This window comes from Komagataeibacter rhaeticus (assembly GCF_003207855.1).
GTDB classification, from domain to species: domain Bacteria; phylum Pseudomonadota; class Alphaproteobacteria; order Acetobacterales; family Acetobacteraceae; genus Komagataeibacter; species Komagataeibacter rhaeticus.
Map to the genome: position 1 here is coordinate 208,151 of NZ_NKTZ01000002.1, position 17,986 is coordinate 226,136.

Annotated in this window: 14 protein-coding genes; 7 read left to right on the plus strand and 7 right to left on the minus strand. The window is 68.1% G+C overall.

All coding sequences use genetic code 11. From position 1 onward, the window contains the following. Positions 1 to 3 precede the first annotated feature (3 nt). Genes CFR78_RS03155 through CFR78_RS03165 form a run of 3 tightly spaced genes read right to left on the minus strand, consistent with a single transcriptional unit; the run spans position 4 to position 3,647 of the window. Positions 4 to 1,779, minus strand: a complete 1,776-nt coding sequence (locus CFR78_RS03155) for an ABC transporter ATP-binding protein (RefSeq protein WP_034933122.1) — start codon at positions 1,777 to 1,779, stop codon at positions 4 to 6. 60 nt (positions 1,780 to 1,839) lie between these two features. Beyond that, a complete protein-coding gene (locus CFR78_RS03160) occupies positions 1,840 to 3,081 on the minus strand; it encodes a CCA tRNA nucleotidyltransferase (protein WP_034933125.1) in 1,242 nt (413 codons plus the stop codon). After that, complete coding sequence (locus CFR78_RS03165) at positions 3,072 to 3,647, minus strand: DUF1285 domain-containing protein (protein WP_110580992.1); 576 nt, start codon at positions 3,645 to 3,647, stop codon at positions 3,072 to 3,074. Before CFR78_RS03165 ends, CFR78_RS03160 begins: the two co-directional genes overlap by 10 nt. 94 nt (positions 3,648 to 3,741) lie before the next feature. Here CFR78_RS03165 and CFR78_RS03170 point away from each other — a divergent pair, with 94 nt between their 5' ends. From CFR78_RS03170 to CFR78_RS03190, 5 genes are all read left to right on the plus strand, one after another. Continuing rightward, positions 3,742 to 4,794 carry an AAA family ATPase gene (locus tag CFR78_RS03170; RefSeq protein WP_034933129.1) on the plus strand — a complete coding sequence of 351 codons (1,053 nt, stop codon included), beginning with the start codon at positions 3,742 to 3,744 and terminating at the stop codon, positions 4,792 to 4,794. Positions 4,795 to 4,796: 2 nt separating this feature from the next. Further along, positions 4,797 to 5,795 carry a DUF58 domain-containing protein gene (locus CFR78_RS03175; protein WP_034933131.1) on the plus strand — a complete coding sequence of 333 codons (999 nt, stop codon included), beginning with the start codon at positions 4,797 to 4,799 and terminating at the stop codon, positions 5,793 to 5,795. Continuing rightward, complete coding sequence (locus tag CFR78_RS03180; RefSeq protein WP_034933134.1) at positions 5,792 to 8,518, plus strand: DUF4159 domain-containing protein; 2,727 nt, start codon at positions 5,792 to 5,794, stop codon at positions 8,516 to 8,518. Before CFR78_RS03175 ends, CFR78_RS03180 begins: the two co-directional genes overlap by 4 nt. 4 nt (positions 8,519 to 8,522) lie before the next feature. Further along, positions 8,523 to 10,658, plus strand: coding sequence for a VWA domain-containing protein (locus CFR78_RS03185; protein ID WP_034933136.1), 2,136 nt, complete (start codon positions 8,523 to 8,525; stop codon positions 10,656 to 10,658). 113 nt (positions 10,659 to 10,771) lie between these two features. Continuing rightward, on the plus strand, positions 10,772 to 11,368 hold the full coding sequence (locus tag CFR78_RS03190) for an ankyrin repeat domain-containing protein (protein ID WP_034933138.1): 597 nt from the start codon (positions 10,772 to 10,774) through the stop codon (positions 11,366 to 11,368). Positions 11,369 to 11,378: 10 nt separating this feature from the next. Here the strand turns inward: CFR78_RS03190 and CFR78_RS03195 are convergent, their stop codons facing one another. The 4 genes from CFR78_RS03195 to CFR78_RS03210 form a co-directional block, all read right to left on the minus strand. Beyond that, positions 11,379 to 12,668 (minus strand): DNA adenine methylase, encoded by a 1,290-nt coding sequence (locus tag CFR78_RS03195; RefSeq protein ID WP_034933140.1) that lies wholly within the window; start codon positions 12,666 to 12,668, stop codon positions 11,379 to 11,381. 40 nt (positions 12,669 to 12,708) lie between these two features. Beyond that, complete coding sequence (locus tag CFR78_RS03200; RefSeq protein ID WP_034933143.1) at positions 12,709 to 13,812, minus strand: site-specific DNA-methyltransferase; 1,104 nt, start codon at positions 13,810 to 13,812, stop codon at positions 12,709 to 12,711. 7 nt (positions 13,813 to 13,819) lie between these two features. Then, positions 13,820 to 14,473, minus strand: coding sequence for a ribonuclease HII (locus tag CFR78_RS03205; protein WP_034933144.1), 654 nt, complete (start codon positions 14,471 to 14,473; stop codon positions 13,820 to 13,822). Between the two features lie 157 nt (positions 14,474 to 14,630). Next, positions 14,631 to 14,933 (minus strand): CsbD family protein, encoded by a 303-nt coding sequence (locus CFR78_RS03210; protein ID WP_034933147.1) that lies wholly within the window; start codon positions 14,931 to 14,933, stop codon positions 14,631 to 14,633. Positions 14,934 to 15,117: 184 nt separating this feature from the next. Here CFR78_RS03210 and CFR78_RS03215 point away from each other — a divergent pair, with 184 nt between their 5' ends. Both CFR78_RS03215 and CFR78_RS03220 read left to right on the plus strand, forming a co-directional pair. Next, a complete protein-coding gene (locus CFR78_RS03215; RefSeq protein ID WP_034933148.1) occupies positions 15,118 to 16,503 on the plus strand; it encodes an MFS transporter in 1,386 nt (461 codons plus the stop codon). A 181-nt stretch (positions 16,504 to 16,684) separates the two neighbouring features. Continuing rightward, the gene (locus CFR78_RS03220) at positions 16,685 to 17,923 is read left to right on the plus strand and encodes an efflux RND transporter periplasmic adaptor subunit (protein WP_034933151.1); all 1,239 of its coding nucleotides are present in this window, start codon (positions 16,685 to 16,687) and stop codon (positions 17,921 to 17,923) included. Positions 17,924 to 17,986 lie beyond the last annotated feature (63 nt).

The following is a 17,986-nucleotide window of genomic DNA, read 5'->3' on the forward strand; positions in this document are numbered from 1 at the left end:
AGGCTACAGGGTAAAGGCCTGGTTGCGCACCATGCGGGCGTATAGTCCGTCATCGGCCATCAGCGCGTCATGCGTGCCGCATTCCACCGCCCGCCCCTGCGCCAGAACCACCACCAGATCCGCCGAACGGACGGTGGACAGCCGGTGGGCCACCACAATGGTCGTGCGCCCGTGGCGCAGATGCGCCAGAGCATGCTGGACAATGGCCTCGCTCTCGCTATCCAGCGCGCTGGTGGCCTCATCCAGCAGCAGCACGCGCGGATTGCGCAGCAGCGCGCGCGCCAGCGCCACGCGCTGCCGCTGCCCGCCCGAAAGGCGCTGCCCGCCGGGACCGACCAGCGTGCCATATCCCTGCGGCAGGGCGGTGATAAAGTCATCGGCGGCGGCGGCGCGTGCCGCCCCGAACACCTGCGCATCGCTCGCCTGCGGGTTGCCCATGCGGATATTGTCCATGACCGACAGGTCGAACAGCAGCGTATCCTGACTGACATAGGCAATGGCATCACGCAGTTCGGCCAGCACAAGGCGACGCAGGTCCACGCCATCCAGCGTGATCCGCCCGCCCGAGACATCATGCAGGCGCGGAATGAGGGAGAGCGCCGTGGACTTGCCCGCCCCCGACGGCCCGACAAGCGCCACGGTCAGGCCGGGGCTTGCCACCATGTCCAGCCCGTCCAGCCCCACGCGCCCATCGGGGTAGCGGAAGGAGACCTGCTCGAAGCGCAGGTCCCCCCCGCCCGCAGGCAGGCCAAGCGCATCGGGCGCCTGCGCCACGGCCACGGGTTCGTCAATCACATCGAACACGCGCTGCAGCCCGCCCAGCCCTTCCTGCAGGGCGATATTGAGCGTGCCCAGCGCGCGCAGCGGGCGCGAGGCGAGCAGCAGGGCGGCCACAAAACCCGAAAAATCACCCAGCGTGGCCCCGCCCTGCGTGGCCCGCCAGCCCGCAAAGCCCAGCACGGCGGCCACCGCCATGCCACCCAGCACCTCCAGCATCGGGTCCACCCGCGCCCGCCCGCGCGCAATGCGCAGCAGGCCGGCATGCAGGCCGTCCAGCACGTGGGCTGCGCGCTTTTCCTCCGCCCGTTCCAGCCGGTAGACGCGGATGGTGCGCGACTGGCTGAAGCTTTCCGCCAGCATGGCGCTGGTCTCGCCTATCTGTTCGTGCACGCCGCCGGATTCCCGGCGCAGCCGCTTGCCCAGCCTGCGCACCGGCATGGCGGCAATGGGGTAAAGGATGGCTGCGATCAGGCTCAGTTCCCAGTCCATGTACAGCATGGAGGCGATCAGCCCCACCACGGTCACCGCATCGCCCAGGGCGTTGGTGGCACGGATCATGGCTTCACGAATCGAAACGGCATCGGTGGTGAAACGCGCCGCGATCTGGGCCGGGGCCTCGGTCTCGATGCGTGAGATGTCGGCATGGACCAGATGATGGAACATCCGCCCCTGCAGCCCCCGGATCACCAGCAGCACAAGCGACTGTACCGCAATGGACTGCCCGTACTGCGAGATGGCCTTGGCAACCGTGATCACCACCACCAGGATCGGTACCTGATACAGGATGCGCGGATCATGGTCGGCGAACATGTCCAGCGCGCGCTGGATGACCAGCGGGTACAGCGCGCTGAATATGGCCATGAGCGCCGTCAGCACCATAACGATCAGGATACGCAGCTTGTGACCGGCCAGTTCATCGCGCCACAGCCGGCGCATGAGCGTGCGCGACGGTACCGTGGCCGTGGGTCTGCCCTGCCTGGACGTAGGAATCGCGTTCATCAATCGGCCTATAACCGCATGCCCCGGCAAAACAAAGTACCACGACACGCGGGTTACAAATTATGTCCCGTCCGGTCGCGGCCCGTCAGGGCCCGGGCCACCCAGCACGGCGCGCATATGCGCCTGGCAGGCGGCATGGGTGGGGGTGCAGCCATTTTCCAGCCACCACCGCCGTACCTGCGCCAGTACCTGCCCCATGGCGGCCCCCGGCACGCACCCTGCCGCCAGCAGGTCACGCCCGGTCAGCGGGAAGACGGGTTTCGCAGTGGCCATGAGCGCGCCGCGCAGCGCATCCCATGCGGGATCGGGCGCGCCCACGGCCGCCGCCTGCCCCAGCCATGCCCGCCACAGCAGGTCACGCAGGCCGTGATCCGCCAGCAGGCGCGCGATATCAGCCTTATCCATGCCGGGACGTGGCACCGGGGTGGCACGCGCCTGCGCCAGCGCCGCCCCATCGGCGCGGGAAAGCCGCAGGTGCCGCGCCACCGCCTGCACATCCCCCTCCAGCAGGGCGGCCAGCCGCAGTACCGCGTCTTCCGGCGCGCCACAGGCAATCAGTCGCGCCAGCAGGCCGATATTCCACGGTGGTGGCAGCACATGGGCCAGCACGCCGCAACCCGCCATCTGCTCCAGCGTCACGATGACATGCGGGCCGGCCAGGATGCGCCGGAGTTCGGACCATATCCGCTCGACCGAAAGGCGGTCGATCAGCCCGGCCAGCGCCGTTATGGCCGCCATGGCTTCCGCATCGGGCGTGCCCTGGCCATAGCGGGCCTGAAAACGGAAAAAACGCAGGATCCGCAGCGCGTCCTCGACAATGCGGGTGCGGGCTTCCCCCACAAAACGCACGCGCCCCGCCGCCAGATCGGCCCGGCCGCCAAAATAGTCGTGCACAACGCCCGCGCTGTCGCATGACATGGCGTTGATGGTGAAGTCACGCCGGGCCGCGTCCTCACGCCAGTCATGGGTCCAGGCGACGGTGGCGTGGCGGCCGTCGGTCTCCTCGTCCCGCCGCAGGGTGGTGATCTCGAAGGGGCGGCCATCCAGTACCGCCGTGACCGTGCCATGGGCCAGCCCGGTCGGCACCACCTTTATCCCCGCATCCTTCAGCCGTGCCATCACCACATCCGGGGCGTGGGGCGTGGCAAGGTCGATATCGGCCACCCCCCGCCCGCACAGCAGGTCACGCACGGCCCCCCCCACCAGCCGGGCATCGGGCAGGATGGCCCACAGGCGCGCAAGCGGCGCCATCACGCCGGGCATGTCCCGCTTCAGACACTCAAGGGGCGTGTTCAGGGGCATGAATCATCAGGCATGTGGGAGAGCGGGAAGAATACATGCTCGCTCCATACCCCAAGACAGGGCACGCCATGGCAGTGCCCGGCCACCGCAAGGGCGGCCAGTTCGTAATAGACCGGGCGGGTGATGCGGGCCTCGATCGGCAGGGCGCCATCGCCGTCGCGCAGATGCACGTAGGGCACCGGCCCGGTGCCGCAGCCCCCGCACGGGACATCCCACGCGCAGCGAATCGGGTGGTCGTGCCCCGCACAGATCACCTGGTCCACATTGGTGCGGAAGGACAGGACCTGCCCGCGCCCGCAGCCATGCCATTCCAGCCCGGTGACCACGAAGGGCGCGTCCTCCACCTCGATCGTGCCCTGCTCCACCGGGGTCTGCAGCCGGTAGCCGCCCTGCGCGTCACGCCGCAGGGTGGAGGCGAACAGGCAGACCATCGGCTTGCGGCGGATGGGGGAGCCACGGTACAGCCATGTCCCGTCCCGCCTGATCAGGAACGGCAGGGCGCCACATGTGCCCGCCCGCCCCACGGATGGGGACGGCGCGGCCTTTCCTGTCTCGAAATCGTCCATCAATTGCGTTAACCCGACACTATGGAAGCTGCTTGACCTGATATAGGGATCAACACCGGCTTGATGAAACCCCCGGACCTGTCAGACTGTTGGAATGATGACCATGGATGATACCTCTCCCCTCCATGCGGCGCCGCAGGCGGGCATGACATCCCCCACCGGACCGACCGGCGAACAGATCGCGGCCCGGGCCGAGGCCATGGGCGGCCGCCTGCGCGACGTGCGCACGGAAATCGGCCGTGTCATACTGGGGCAGGACCGGGTGGTGGATCTGGCGCTGACCACCATCCTGGCAGGCGGCCACGCGCTGCTGGTGGGCGCGCCGGGACTGGGCAAGACGCTGCTGGTCACAACGCTGGGTCACGTACTGGGCATGGATGCGCGCCGTGTGCAGTTCACGCCCGACCTCATGCCATCGGACATACTGGGCAGCGAGATCCTGGATGAAGATGACAGCGGCCGGCGCAGCTTCCGCTTCGTGGCGGGGCCGGTATTCTGCCAGATGCTGATGGCCGACGAAATCAACCGCGCCAGCCCCCGCACCCAGTCCGCCCTGCTGCAGGCCATGCAGGAGCGGGAAGTGGCGATTGCGGGCAGCACCCACCTGCTGCCCCGCCCCTTCCATGTGCTGGCTACCCAGAACCCGATCGAGCAGGAAGGCACCTATCCCCTGCCCGAAGCCCAGCTTGACCGCTTCATGATGCAGGTGGTGCTCGACTTTCCCACCGCCGATGCCGAACGCGCCATGCTGCTGGCCACCACCGGCACCACCACCGCCACGGCCAGCCCGGTCATGACCGCAGCCGACGTGATGCAGGCGCAGGCCCTCGTGCGCGCGCTGCCGGTGGGCGAACAGGTGGTGGATGCCATCGTGCGCCTGGTCCGGGCCGCCCGGCCCGAAACCACCGATGACCCGACCATCCGCGAGGCCGTGGCCTGGGGCCCCGGCCCGCGCGCGGCACAGGCCTTCATGCTGGCAACCCGCGCCCGCGCGCTGCTGGGAGGCCGCCTTTCCCCCGATATCGAGGACGTACGCGCGCTGGCCCACCCCATCCTGGCGCACCGTATGGCACTGTCCTTTACCGCGCGGGCGGAAAACATGCGCCTGCCCGCGCTGATCGACACACTGGTCGGACGGATCGGCTGACATTGGCAGCCCCCCTGTCCTTTTTCTCGCGTCTGGCAGGCTGGCTGCGCCCCGCGCCGGGCGGGCAGCCTGCCGCCCCACCCGGTGCCGGGGCCAGCCGGCCGCTGCCGCGCAACGCGGTTTCCGCCATGGCGGCGGCCGATGCGCTGGCCAGCCGCGTGCCCGCCCTGATCGTGGCGGCACGCCAGATTGCGCGGAATGTGGGACAGGGCACCCATTCCCGGCGCAGGGCGGGCCAGGGGGATGAGTTCTGGCAGTACCGCCCGGCCGTGGCGGGCGAGGCCGCCACGAATATCGACTGGCGGCAGTCCGCGCGCGGGGACCGGGCCTTCGTGCGGGAACATGAAGCCCAGACCCCGCACACCATATGCATATGGTGCGATAATAGTGCCTCCATGCGCTGGCGTTCCGATGACAGCCTGCCGCTCAAGGTGGAACGCGCCATCCTCCTGGCCCTTGCCAGTGCCGCCATGCTGCTGCGGCAGGGGGAACAGCTGCGCCTGCTGACCGCCACCGCCCCGCCCCTGCGCCTGCATGGCCCGCAGGCGCTGGAACGCATGGCGCATGCGCTGCTGGCCGCGCTGGGCGGGGCGGCGGACGCACCCGACCTGCCACCCGCCGCCGCCCTGCCCGCCCGCAGCCGCGTGCTGCTGTTTGGCGACGGGCTTTACCCGGCAGGGGCGCTGTCCGCCTTCCTGCGCACGGCACGCGCGCGGCAGGTCATCTGCACGCTGGTGGAGGTGATCGATCCGGCGGAGCAACACCTCCCCTACGAAGGACATATCCGCTTCACCGCGCTGGAGGACGAGACCGCCGTGCAGCTCAATGCCAGCGCCGACCTGCGCCGGGCCTATGCCACGCTCTGGGCACGCCACCAGACGGACCTGCGCGCCCTGTGCCAGGCAGGCGGCAGCCCGCTGGTCGCCCATCTGACCGACCAGCCGCCCGAGCAGGCGCTGCTGGCCCTGCACGCCCTGCCCGGCATGGGGAACCGGCCATGATGCTGCTTGCGCCGTGGCTGCTGGTGGGGCTGGCGGCACTGCCGGTGATATGGTGGCTGCTGCACGCGCTGCCGCACGCGCCGCGCCCGCAGTCCTTCCCGCCCGCCAGCCTGCTGCGCGCCCTTGATGCCACCCCGCCGGATACGAACGCGGCCCCGTTGTGGCGGCTGATCCTGCGCTGCCTTGCGATGGGGCTGCTGGTACTGGGGCTGGCACAGCCGGTCTTTCCACGCGGGCAGACGGGGCTGGCGGATACCGACTGCCTGATCGTGGTGGATAATGGCTGGGCGGCGGCGGCCACATGGCCCGCGCGCCTGCATGCGCTGGACGGGCTGCTGGACCATCTGGCGCGCACCGGGCATGGCGCGCGCCTGCTGCTGACCGCGCCCGACGATGCACTGACCCCCGTAAGCGTCCAGCCCGTGCGGCAGGCACAGGTACTGCGTGGCATGCTGGACCCGCTGCTGCCACGCGCCTGGCCGGTGGACCGCATGGCGGCCACGCAGGCGCTTGGCCAGCTTGCCCGGCAGGGCTGGCACGGCCCGGTCATATATGTATCGGACGGGCTGGCAACGCCCGCGGATGGCGGTTTTGCCACGGCCCTGGCCGCAATCGGCCCGGTGCATGAAATGCAGGTGCCGGATTCGGACATTACCCTGCTTGCCCCCCTGGCCGACGGCAGCAATGGCCTTGCCACCCGCCTGCACGCGGTGCCGCGCAGCCACCCGCGCACATGGCAGATCCGCCTTGAAACCGCGACCGGCGGCACGCTGGGCCTGCTGCCCGTCACACTGGCGGCGGGACAGGAGCAGGCGGATGTCACGCCGCAGCTTCCCGCCGAACTGCGCAACAGGGTCGATCACCTGTCACTGGACGGCATGACGGGTCCCGCGGGCATCCGCCTGCTGGACGAGCGTGAGCGCCAGCGCCCGGTGGGACTGATTGCCAATGCCGCGTCCGACACCCCGCTCATGGGCAGCCTGTTCTACCTGCGCCGTGCGCTGCAGCCCGTGGCCGAACTGCGTGAGGGGGATCTGGACGCGCTGCTGGCCCGCCCGCTTTCGGTCATCATCGCACCCGATGGCACGCTGGGCAGCCCGGACAGCCGCCGCAAGGTAGATGCCTGGGTGCGCGCCGGTGGCACGCTGATCCGCTTTGCCGGCCCGCTGCTCATTCAGGGGCCGGATGCGCCGGGACAGGATCAGGCCCATGCGGACACGCTGCTGCCCGTGCCCCTGATGGGGGGCGAGCGGGTGCTGGGTGGCACCATGTCCTGGAGCAGGCCGGAACACCTTGCCCCCTTCCCCGCATCCTCGCCGTTCCATGACCTTGACATTCCCGCCGATGTCACGGTTTCACGGCAGGTGCTGGCGCAGCCTTCCACCGATCTGGACAGCCATAGCTGGGCGCGGCTGACCGATGGCACGCCGCTGGTCACCCACGCCGCCCTTGGCGCGGGACAGGTCGTGCTGTTCCACGTCACCAGCACGGCGGAATGGTCGAACCTGCCGCTGTCCGGCCTGTTCGTGAGCATGCTGGAGCACCTGATCGACCAGGCGTCGGGCATCGAGACCCCGGCCGGCGCGATGCCGCTTGCGCCCTACATGGTGCTGGATGGCGATGGCGCGCTGGTCGCTCCCCCTGCCGGCGCGCAGGCGCTGCGGGCCGACGCGTTTGGGCGGACCGCGCCTTCGGCCACGCATCCGCCGGGGCTGTACGGCCCGCGCAACAGCCGCCGTGCGCTCAATCCGGGCGATGGCGCCCCGGCCCTTGCGGCCCAGGCCCCGGTCGGCACGGTGTCCGACCTGCGGGGGCAGGTGGCGGATATCGCCATCGGGCCGCTGCTGCTGCTGCTGGCCGCCCTGGCTCTGCTGGCCGATGGTGCCATCAGCGTGGCGCAGCGCGGGCGCAGGAGGGGACGCGGGCTTGCCGTGGGGCTGGTGCTGGCCTGCGCGCTGGCCACCCCCGCCCGTGCCGATGACATCCCCCCCGATGTGCCCCGGGCCGCGCTGGAAACCCGGCTGGCCTATATCGTGACCGGCCATGAGGAAATCGACGACGTATCACGCGAGGGGCTTCAGGGCCTGTCCGATTACGTCAATGCCCGCACCTCCGCCGTGCTGGGCCATCCGGATGGCGTGGTGCCCGAGCGTGATGACCTGTCCTACTACCCGCTCATCTACTGGCCGGTCACGGCGGATGCCACCACCACACCCGCGCGCACGGCGGCGCTGAACACCTATATGCGCCATGGCGGCATCCTGCTGATCGATGCACAGGGGCAGGACCCCGCCACCGCGCCGGAAAACGCCAGCGGCTATACCGGCTCCGCACCCGGCACGGCGGCGGCGCTGCGGCGGATGACGGCGGGACTGGACATTCCGCCGCTGGCACGCCTCGACAACCGCCATGTGCTGGCCCACACCTTCTACCTGCTGCATGACTTTCCCGGCCGGTACGACGGCATGCCGGTCTGGGTGGCGCAGGAAGGCGACAGCACGAATGACGGGGTCAGTCCCGTCATCATCGGCAGCAATGACTGGGCACATGCCTGGGCGGTGGATGATACCGGCAACACCCCCTACGCGCCGGTGCCCGACGGGGCGGCACAGCGTGTGCTGGCCTACCGCTTTGGCGTCAATGCCGTGATCTATGCGCTGACGGGCAATTACAAGGCGGATCAGGTGCATGTGCCCGCCCTGCTCAAACGGCTGGGGGAATAAGGGCATGCCCGACCTGTCACGCCACATGATGGCATTCAGCCCCCTTGTGCCCCTGTGGTGCCTGTACGTGCTGGTGGGCGCAATTACCCTGCTGGCGGTGGCGGGACTTGCGCGCCGGGTGCGTGGCAGCCTGTGGCGGCTGCTGGCCGGGCTTGGCATTGTCGCGTGGCTGTACAGCCCCCAGCGCGTGACCGAGACATGGCACCCCCTGCCCGAGACCGCGCTGATCGTGGTGGACCAGTCGGCCTCGATGTCCGAACGCAACCGGGGTGAGATGGCGCGCAGTGCCGCCGAGCGCGTGCAGGCGGCCATGGACCGGGTGCCCGGACTGGTGCCGCGCATCGTCACGCTGCGTGAGGCCCGGCACGGGGGCACGAGGCTGTTCGGCGCGCTCCAGCAGGCGGCGGCCGACATCCCGCCCTCCCGCCTGGCCGGTGCCGTGCTGATTACCGATGGCGAGGACCATGACGTACCCGCCGCGGTGCCGGACGTGCTCAACCCCGATAACGGCCACGGCCAGCGCACGCTGCTGCCGCTGCATGTGCTGCTGACCGGAAAGGGGGAGGAAACCGACCGCCACCTGCGCGTGCTGCAGGCCCCGCCCTTCGCCATTGTGGGCAAGGACGTGACCATTCAGGTGGAGATTGATGACCAGGGGGCAACCACGGCACCCGGCGCCACCACCGAACTGACCCTGACACAGGGTGACGGCACGACCTTCTCGCGCCCCGTCCGGATCGGCCAGCCGCAGGACATCACCCTGCCCGTGACCCGTCCGGGGGAGATGCTGGTGGGCCTGTCCGCCCCGGAACTGCCCGGTGAGGTCTCGACCCGCAACAACCACGATGTCATCCGCATCAATGGCGTGCGCGACCGGCTGCGCGTACTGCTGGTATCCGGCACGCCCAACCAGGGCGAGCGGGTATGGCGCCGGCTGCTCAAGGCCGACCCGTCGGTCGATCTGGTGCATTTCACCATCCTGCGCCCGCCCGACCGTGATGATGGCACGCCGCTATCCGACCTGGCCCTGATCGCCTTCCCGGTCAACGAACTGTTCCAGCAGAAGATCGACCAGTTCGACCTGATCATTCTGGACGGGTTTGAAAACCGTGGCATCCTGCCCGAGGCCTATCTGCGCAATATCGTCAACCACATCCGCGCAGGCGGCGGGCTGCTGCTGATTGGCGGGCCGGAATTCCTGACGCCCGGCTCCCTGCAGGACACGCCGCTGTCGGAAATCCTGCCGGCGCATGTCACGACCGATCCTGGCATGGCCATCCGCCGCTTCCGCCCGGACCTGACCGAGACGGGCATGCGCCATCCCGTGACCTCCGGCCTGCCGGGCGCGCCCGAGCATGCGGGTGCCCGGCCCGACTGGGGCCCATGGTACCGCAGCCTGCGCACCGACAGCGCGGGGGGCGAGGTGCTGATGACCGGGCCGGACCGGCAGCCCCTGCTGGTGCTGGACCATGCGGGCAAGGGGCGCGTGGCCTTCCTGCTGTCGGACCAGGCCTGGCTGTGGTCCCATGGCGAAGGTGGTGGCGGCCCGCAGTCGGAACTGCTGCGGCGTATCTCGCACTGGCTGATGAAGGAGCCGGAACTGGAGGAAAACCAGCTGGAAGCCGGGATCACGGCGGGACAGATGACCATTACCCGCCGCTCCGTCACGCCCGGGCCGGCCCCGGTGGTGCATGTGACCGCGCCCGATGGCACGGAGCAGCAGGTGACACTGGAGGCGGCAGGCAATACCGGCCTGGCGCGTGCGCGCATTCCCGCCCGGCTTGATGGCATATGGACCGTACGCGACGATGCGGGACACGAGGCCTTTGCCGCCCCCCGCGCGCAGGACCCGCTTGAGTTTTCGGACCTGCGGGCCACGGCCTCGGTACTTTCCCCCATGGTGGCGGCAACGGGCGGCGGCGTGCACTGGCTGGGTTCCGACCCGGATGCCCCTTCCCTGCCCGAAATGGTGCTGGCGCCGGGGCGCAATGCGTCCGCCGCCGGCCGGTTTGCCTTTCCCCCGCGCAATGCCCATGCCGTGGCGGGCCAGCAGACCCACGCCATCCTGCCCGCCTGGGCCGTGGGCCTGTTCGTGGGGCTGATGCTGCTGCTGGCATGGTGGCGGGAAAGCCGTTCCTGACGGAAAGATGATTAACCATCGCATCCGCCGCAATTTTGCGCTAATCACCAACTCTGGCTGGTACCATGCGGCCCTTGGCGCCACAGGTTGAACGTTCACTCTCGGGACAGGACATGATTTCCAGATCCGGTATATATCTTCTTGTCGCCAGCCTGTTCGCAGGCATTCCCGTGCTGTGCATGCCCCTTCAGGTGGCGCATGCGCAGGATGCCGATGACGCGGAAGCCGAGGCCGAGGCCGCCGATGCCGCGAAAAAGGCCGAGGCCCGCCGCGCCGCCAAGGCCGCCGCCCCCCCCGCCGCCCTGCCGGGCGCTGAATCGCGCGAGGAGGAGCACGGCCACGCCAGCGCGGACATGAACCCGACCGATGCGCTGTTCGATGCCATAAACCGTGGCAGCCTGGGGGCGGCGAAGGAAGCCCTGAACCGGGGTGCCGACATGACCGGCCATAACGTGCTGGGCCAGACGCCGCTGGACATGGCCATTGACCTGAACCGCAATGACATCACCTTCCTGCTGCTGTCGATGCGCACCTTCTCGGATTCCGACCCGCATTTCTCCTCCACCAGCCTGGCGGAAAACGAGGATGATACCCCGCCGCTGGTCATGCCGCGCCACGCCACCACCAGGCCCGGCACCGACAGGCGTTATGATGCATCCGGTGGCCATGCCGAGCCTTCCATCGGCTTCCTGGGCTTCGGCGGCAGCTAGGCCAGATCCGTCACGTCCCGGCCCCGGCGTTCAGGCTGGCCTCGATGGTCCTGATTTCCTCCACGATTTCATCGGGGCTGCGCGTGCCCGGCATACGGGTATGGGTCAGCAGGATGAACTCCACCGTCATGGGCCGGGCAGAGTAGCGCTGGCGGCTGACGCGATAGCGCTTGTAGCCGCGCGTGAAGACCTGCACCTGCCCGCGTTCGCAATTGGCGCGCACCATGTCAGGCAGGGGAATGAAGCCGTCCGTGCTGTAGCTGGTGGCGACCCAGCGCGTATCGAGCACGGAGAGCAGCCGCCGGTAGGCCGCCAGCGCCTGGCCACGATGATTGTAGGCACTGCGCCGCGCGCTGCGCCAGTCCTGCCTTATGGCCGCCTTGTCCCGCCCGGTGATCTTGGGGGCAAGCCGGGGCTGGTCCCACAGGGCTATGGTGTTGAGCACATGGTAATTCGCGCCATAGGGATGCTGGTTATAGGGCGGATCGACATAGGCGATGGCATTCCCCCCCACCTGCCCGGCAAGGGCGGCCGCCAGATCCTGTGCATCCATGCGCAGGACATGGTTGTCCCGCCCGTTATCGATGAAACAGGCCGGACGCAGGCATAACGTGGCCGCGATGCGATAAAGGGCGGTGCCCGTCCGCCCGCCCCAGCCCCGGTGGAACCCCTTGAACAGCCCGCTGGTATTGCTGTTGTAACTGGCGCTGTATAGCAGCGGCGCAAGCAGGCAGGCCTTCTGCCCTGCCGATAACAGGCCATCATGCTCCCACTGCGCGATCCGTTCGCGGATGGCGTCAATACGCATGCCGTTGCGGCGCATGTAGAACATCCGGTCGCGCGTGATGTCATAATGCACGTCATCATCGGGGCAGAGGTGACGGGTAACCCACCCTTCCAGCGGTGGCAGGGCATTGAGTTCGGCTATGACCTGCGCGTAACTGCGGCCGCCATGGAACCAGGGAGCCGCCTGCATGCCCACATGGCAGTGGTTGAGCACCTCGCTATACGGTTCCCAGTCATTGCTCAGCACGCGGAAGCCCAGGGACTTGGCCAGACGCGAGACGACGCCGGTCCCCGCGAACAGGTCCACGAAATCCGTGGTGGCGGGGTCTTCTCCCGTGGCGGCAATGGCCTGGGCAATCAGGCCCAGCAGCTTGCGCTTGTTGCCGATATAGGGAATGAGCTGGCTGAACAGGTAATCATCCGTCAGTACGGCGGAATGGCGGCCGGCATGCCATTCCATGGCCTCCGTCGCGCTCACGCCATGCGGCCCGCCATGGTCCGGGCGGCGGTTCATGCCCCCATTGTCCCGACTGCCCTGCCCCCCATTGCCCGGTTCAGGAAGCGACGGCCGCCTGTTCCGCGCGGATATCACCCCGCAGCACGTCAAGCTGTACCAGTTCGCCCTCACGCTCGAAATACCAGAATGTCCAGCCATTGCACGACGGAGCGTTGGTCAGCTGCGCGCCCATCTTGTGAATGGAACCGCGATGCCGGCCGCTGACCAGCGTGCCATCGGGCGAGACGGTGGCGCGCACGCGCTTCTGCCGGTCCATGAGCACGGTGCCAGCCGGCACCATGCCGCGTTCCACCAGCAGGCCAAAGGGCACGCGCGGGCTTTCACGGCGGGCGGGCGTGGTCTGCACGCTGTCCAGCGGCAGGGGTTTTTCCCGCCGTGCGCGCCCGATCGCGGCCTCCGCATAATCGGGATGGCGCTCGATGCCGATGAAGCGGCGGCGCAGCCTGCGCGCCATGGCAGTGGTGGTGCCGGTGCCGGTAAAGGGGTCCAGCACCACGTCATCCACATTGGTCGAGGCCACCAGCACGCGGTGCAGCAGGCTTTCGGGCTTCTGTGTGGGGTGCAGCTTCAGGCCATGCTCGTTACGCAGCCGTTCGCCGCCCGTGCACAGCGGCAGGTACCAGTCGGAGCGCATCTGCACATCATCATTGAGCGCCTTCATGGCCTGATAATTGAAGCGGTAGCGGCTGTCCGCCCCGCGCGCGGCCCAGATCAGCGTTTCATGCGCATTGGTAAAGCGGCGGCCACGGAAATTGGGCATGGGATTGGACTTGCGCCAGATCACATCATTCAGGATCCAGAACCCCAGGTCCTGCAGGATGGCCCCGATACGGAAGATGTTATGGTACGAACCGATCACCCATATGGTGCCATCCTTGCGCAGCACGCGCCGGGCCTCGGTCAGCCAGGCGCGGGTAAAGGCGTCATAGGCCTGCAGGTCGGTGAATTTGTCCCAGTCGTCATCCACGCCATCGACAATACTGTCATCAGGGCGGCGCAATTCCCCCTTCAACTGCAGGTTGTAGGGCGGATCGGCGAACACGCAGTCGATCGACGCGGCCGGCAGGGTCTTCATCATCTCGACACAGTCCCCCCGCAGCACCTGGTCCAGGGGCAATTCCATCATAACCGCACCGCTCATGAATTCTTCAGCATGATGGCTGCTCCGCGCTTGGGGGTGAAGAAGGAGAAACGGATGCCTGCAGGATGCGGCGTACGGTGCCGAAAGCCGCGCGGTGATGCGGGCTGGCACCCTGTGCAAGCAGGCCCGCACGGTGGATGGCGGTGCCATAGCCGGCATTGCGCTCCCACCCGTAAGCGGGCCAGCGCCGGGCAAGGCGGGCCATGAGCCGGTCACGGATGACCTTGGCCACGACCGATGCCGCCGCGATGGACAGGCTGATGCCGTCCCCGCCCACGACACACTGCGCCGGACACCCGAAATCGGGCGCGGCGTTGCCATCAACCAGGATGAATTCAGGGGAACGGGGCAGGCGCCCCACCGCACGCTGCATGGCAAGCCATGAGGTCCGCAGGATGTTGTACTGCCCGATTTCGGCCACGGAAGCCGCCCCTACCCCGATCAGGACATCGGGGCTGGCCAGCAGCACGTCGTAAAGCCGTGCCCTGAGGGCGGGCTTCAGTTTTTTTGAATCATCAAGCCTGTCGGCCAGCACGCCGGGCACACTGCCGGGGAACATGACCGCCGCCGCGACGACCGGGCCGGCCAGCGGGCCGCGACCGACTTCATCAACACCGGCGACCCGTCCCCCATGCGCATGCTCAAGCGTGTAATCGGGCATCCATTCCTTCCTGACCGGATGCGAATCGGACCGTCATGGCCCGATTCGCATCAGATTTCCGTTCTGGAAGGATGGAAACCATTTTTATGCAGGGTTGCGCAAGATGCTGTAGACTCATCGAGTCCCTTAAAATGAAAAAAAACGACTCGAGGCCGTCTCAGCCCTTGCGACGGGGGATGAAAACAAGCCCCAGGATCGTGCCCAGCACGCCCGCGATGGCCAGGGAAAACAGCGGGCGCTCCCGCACGAAGGTCACCGCGCGCTCGACCTTGCCCTCGCCTTCCTCGTACAGGTCGGCAAATTCCTGGCGCGCCATGCCCGCCAGCTGGTCCACCTTGCCTTCGGCCTGCATGCCCATATTCCCCGTCAGGCCACCAGCCGCGTCCTTGATCCGGCCAATACCCTGATCCACAACGCCTTCCGCCTTTTCAGCCAGAACCTTTTCCTTGTCGTCCGCCATGATTGCTGCTCCGTTCATGCTGGTATCGCTGTTGTGTAGCGTGGTTCCCTAACGCCATGATGGCATGCAGGGTTCCGTACCCGCTATACCATGCCTGATCATGCCCACCTTGACGACCGCCCCATCCGCGTTGCCCGGTCCCCCTGCGGGCATGGCGCCCCTTTCAACCCGGCGCAAGAGGCTGATGGCCCTGATCGTGGCCAGTCTCATGCTGATGGAACAGCTTGATGGCACGGCGCTGACCACGGCCCTGCCCACCATCGCGCAGGATTTCCATGTGGGCATTCCCGCCACGTCCATCACGCTTACGGTGTACATGCTGGGGCTTGCGGCGCTGATTCCGGCATCGGGCCACATGGCCGAACGCTTTGGCAGCCGGCTTACGCTGCGCTGGGCGATCGGACTGTTCCTGGCCGGCTCGCTCATCTGTGCCCGTGCGCACAGCCTGCCGGTGCTGGCGCTGGCCCGCCTGGTGCAGGGGGCGGGCGGTGCGATGATGGTGCCGGTGGGGCGGCTGGTGGTCCTGCGCAGCGTGGCCAAGGCGGAACTGCTGTCCGTGATGGCATGGGTCATGCTGCCCGCCACCATCGGCCCCATGGCGGGGCCGGTGCTGGGGGGCGTGCTGACCTCGTGGCTGTCATGGCGGTGGATCTTCTACGTCAACATCCCGCTCGGGCTGGTGGCCATCGTGCTGACCGGCCGGTTCATCCCACAGATCAGGACCACCCGCCCCCCGCCCTTCGACCTGAAGGGCAACATCCTGTCCGCCACGGCACTGGGGGGGCTGATATTCGGCATGGAACTGCTGGGGCATGGCGGCCCGGCCCGCTGGCTGGCCATGGGGCTGCTGCTGCTGGCCCCCCTGGCGGCCATGGCCTATGCCCGCCACGCACGCGCGGTGGCGCACCCGGTACTGGACCTGGCGCTGCTGCGCATCGCCACCTTCCGCGTATCGGTTTTCGCGGGCGGGCTTACGCGCATCGCCACGGCGGGCACCATCTTCCTGCTGCCCTCGCTGCTGCAGGTCCGCTTTGGCGCCAGCCCCGCGCAGAGCGGGCTGGTCACCTTCGTCGCCCCCATCGGGGCGCTGGCCATGCGCCTTGTGGTCTCGCATGTCTACCGGGGGCTGGGCTTCCGGCGCGTGATGTGCGCGGGCAGCCTGGTGCTGCCGGGCATGTGCGTCGTGCTGGCCCTGCTGCGCCCCGGCATGGCGCCGGGCTGGCTGCTGCCTGTGCTCGCGTTCAATGGCCTGGGGCAGACGCTGCTGTTCACCGGCTACAACACCATCGCCTATGCCGACATGCCACCCGCGCGCATGAGTGCGGCGACCAGCCTGTACGCCACCTGCCAGCAGACCATGCTGACGCTGGGCATCTGCCTGGCGGCGGGCGTGCTGGCCATGGCGCAGGGGCTGCTGCCCCCGTCATGGCGGGGGCAGGACTACGGCGTGGCCTTTGTCGCATGCGCGCTGGTGGCGGCGGGGGCGCTGCCGCTCCTGCTGCGTCTGGCGCCCGATGCGGGGGCAAGCGTAAGCGGACATGACGGCACGGGAAACGGAAACAGACCGTAACGAAACATTTGTTCGGTTTTCCCCTTCCCCCATGCCAAGACAGTGTTACATTCCCTGACTGGTCTGTTCCCCGTCCGTATCAATAGGGTGGGAAGGCAGGCCATCCACCCTGATTTTTCATACCGGTCCGCCCCTTGGCGCAACGGGGCCCTTACCCAACAGCAGGCAGAAAAACGACCGCATGGATACTCCCCCCTCCCCGCCCCGATCACAGGACCATACAACGACCGGCCCGGCCCGCGCGCCCCGCGGGCGGCGCGTGCCCTACCTGGTTGGCGGGGGGCTGGCGCTTATCCTGGCGGTGGCGTTCCTGCGGCCCCACCACGGCGGCATGACATCACACAAGCATGGCGCGAACGGTAACCAGCCCGTGGCGGTGGCCACCATCGGGCGGGGCGACATGCCCGTCATCCTGACGGAGCTGGGTACGGTCGTGCCCATCACCAACGTGACCGTGCAGTCCCGCATTGATGGCTACCTGACGCAGGTGCTGTTCACCGAGGGGCAGCATGTGCACAAGGGCGACCTGCTGGCCCTGATCGACACCCGCCCCTATGACGTGCTGCTGGCCCAGTACGAAGGGCAGCTGGAGCAGGACGTGGCCCAACTCAGGGCCGCACAGGTGGACAACGCGCGCTACCAGCGCCTGATCCAGCAGAACAGTGTCGCCGCCATGACGGCCAAGGACCAGCAGTACAAGGTCGAGCAGCTTGAAGGCACGGTCAAGGCCGACCAGGCGCTGGTGGACAACGAGAAACTGCAGATCACCTACTGCCACATCCTGGCCCCGGTGGACGGGCGCGTGGGCATCCGCGCGGTGGACATGGGCAACTACATCACCGCGGGCCAGACCAACGGGCTGGTGATCCTGACGCAGATGCAGCCGATTTCCGTCATCTTCACCCTGCCGGAAAATGACATCGGCCCCGTGGCCGACCGCCTGCGCCAGGGCACGCCGCTGGCGGTGGAAGCCTGGGACAGCGCCAACCTGAACAGGATCGCAACCGGGCAGGCCAGCGTGCTGGACAGCCAGATCGACACCTCCACCGGCACGGTGCGCATGCGCGCCATCTTCGCCAATTCACAGGAGGAGCTGTTCCCCAACCAGTTCGTCAACGCCCGCATGCTGGTCAGCACCGACCATGATGCGCTGCTGGTGCCCACCAACGCGCTGCAGACCGGGCCGAACGGCCAGTTCGTGTACGTGGTCAAGGCCGATGACACGGTGGAGGTACGCAACGTGAAGACCGGCCACGCCAACAACACCATGACGGTGCTGACCGATGGCGTGAAGGAAGGCGAGCGCGTGGTGACCGATGGCGTGGACCACCTGCGCGATGGCGTGAAGGTGAGCATACCGGCAGCCGAGGCCCCCGGCCATGCCGCCGCAGACCATGGCAAGACCGGGCAGGCGGGCTAGGCGCGTGCACGCCTTCTGCCCCCCTGCCTGAATACAAGCCCACGACGCCGCCGGAGATTGCCG

Excerpts from the sequence above, each read along its gene's own strand:
- CFR78_RS03155 (WP_034933122.1), bottom strand. The coding sequence starts at position 1,779 with ATGAACGCGATTCCTACGTCCAGGCAGGGCAGACCCACGGCCACGGTA.
- CFR78_RS03160 (WP_034933125.1), bottom strand. The coding sequence starts at position 3,081 with ATGCCCCTGAACACGCCCCTTGAGTGTCTGAAGCGGGACATGCCCGGC.
- CFR78_RS03165 (WP_110580992.1), bottom strand. The coding sequence starts at position 3,647 with ATGGACGATTTCGAGACAGGAAAGGCCGCGCCGTCCCCATCCGTGGGG.
- CFR78_RS03170 (WP_034933129.1), top strand. The coding sequence starts at position 3,742 with ATGATGACCATGGATGATACCTCTCCCCTCCATGCGGCGCCGCAGGCG.
- CFR78_RS03180 (WP_034933134.1), top strand. The coding sequence starts at position 5,792 with ATGATGCTGCTTGCGCCGTGGCTGCTGGTGGGGCTGGCGGCACTGCCG.
- CFR78_RS03185 (WP_034933136.1), top strand. The coding sequence starts at position 8,523 with ATGCCCGACCTGTCACGCCACATGATGGCATTCAGCCCCCTTGTGCCC.
- CFR78_RS03190 (WP_034933138.1), top strand. The coding sequence starts at position 10,772 with ATGATTTCCAGATCCGGTATATATCTTCTTGTCGCCAGCCTGTTCGCA.
- CFR78_RS03195 (WP_034933140.1), bottom strand. The coding sequence starts at position 12,668 with ATGAACCGCCGCCCGGACCATGGCGGGCCGCATGGCGTGAGCGCGACG.
- CFR78_RS03200 (WP_034933143.1), bottom strand. The coding sequence starts at position 13,812 with ATGAGCGGTGCGGTTATGATGGAATTGCCCCTGGACCAGGTGCTGCGG.
- CFR78_RS03205 (WP_034933144.1), bottom strand. The coding sequence starts at position 14,473 with ATGCCCGATTACACGCTTGAGCATGCGCATGGGGGACGGGTCGCCGGT.
- CFR78_RS03210 (WP_034933147.1), bottom strand. The coding sequence starts at position 14,933 with ATGGCGGACGACAAGGAAAAGGTTCTGGCTGAAAAGGCGGAAGGCGTT.
- CFR78_RS03215 (WP_034933148.1), top strand. The coding sequence starts at position 15,118 with ATGGCCCTGATCGTGGCCAGTCTCATGCTGATGGAACAGCTTGATGGC.
- CFR78_RS03220 (WP_034933151.1), top strand. The coding sequence starts at position 16,685 with ATGGATACTCCCCCCTCCCCGCCCCGATCACAGGACCATACAACGACC.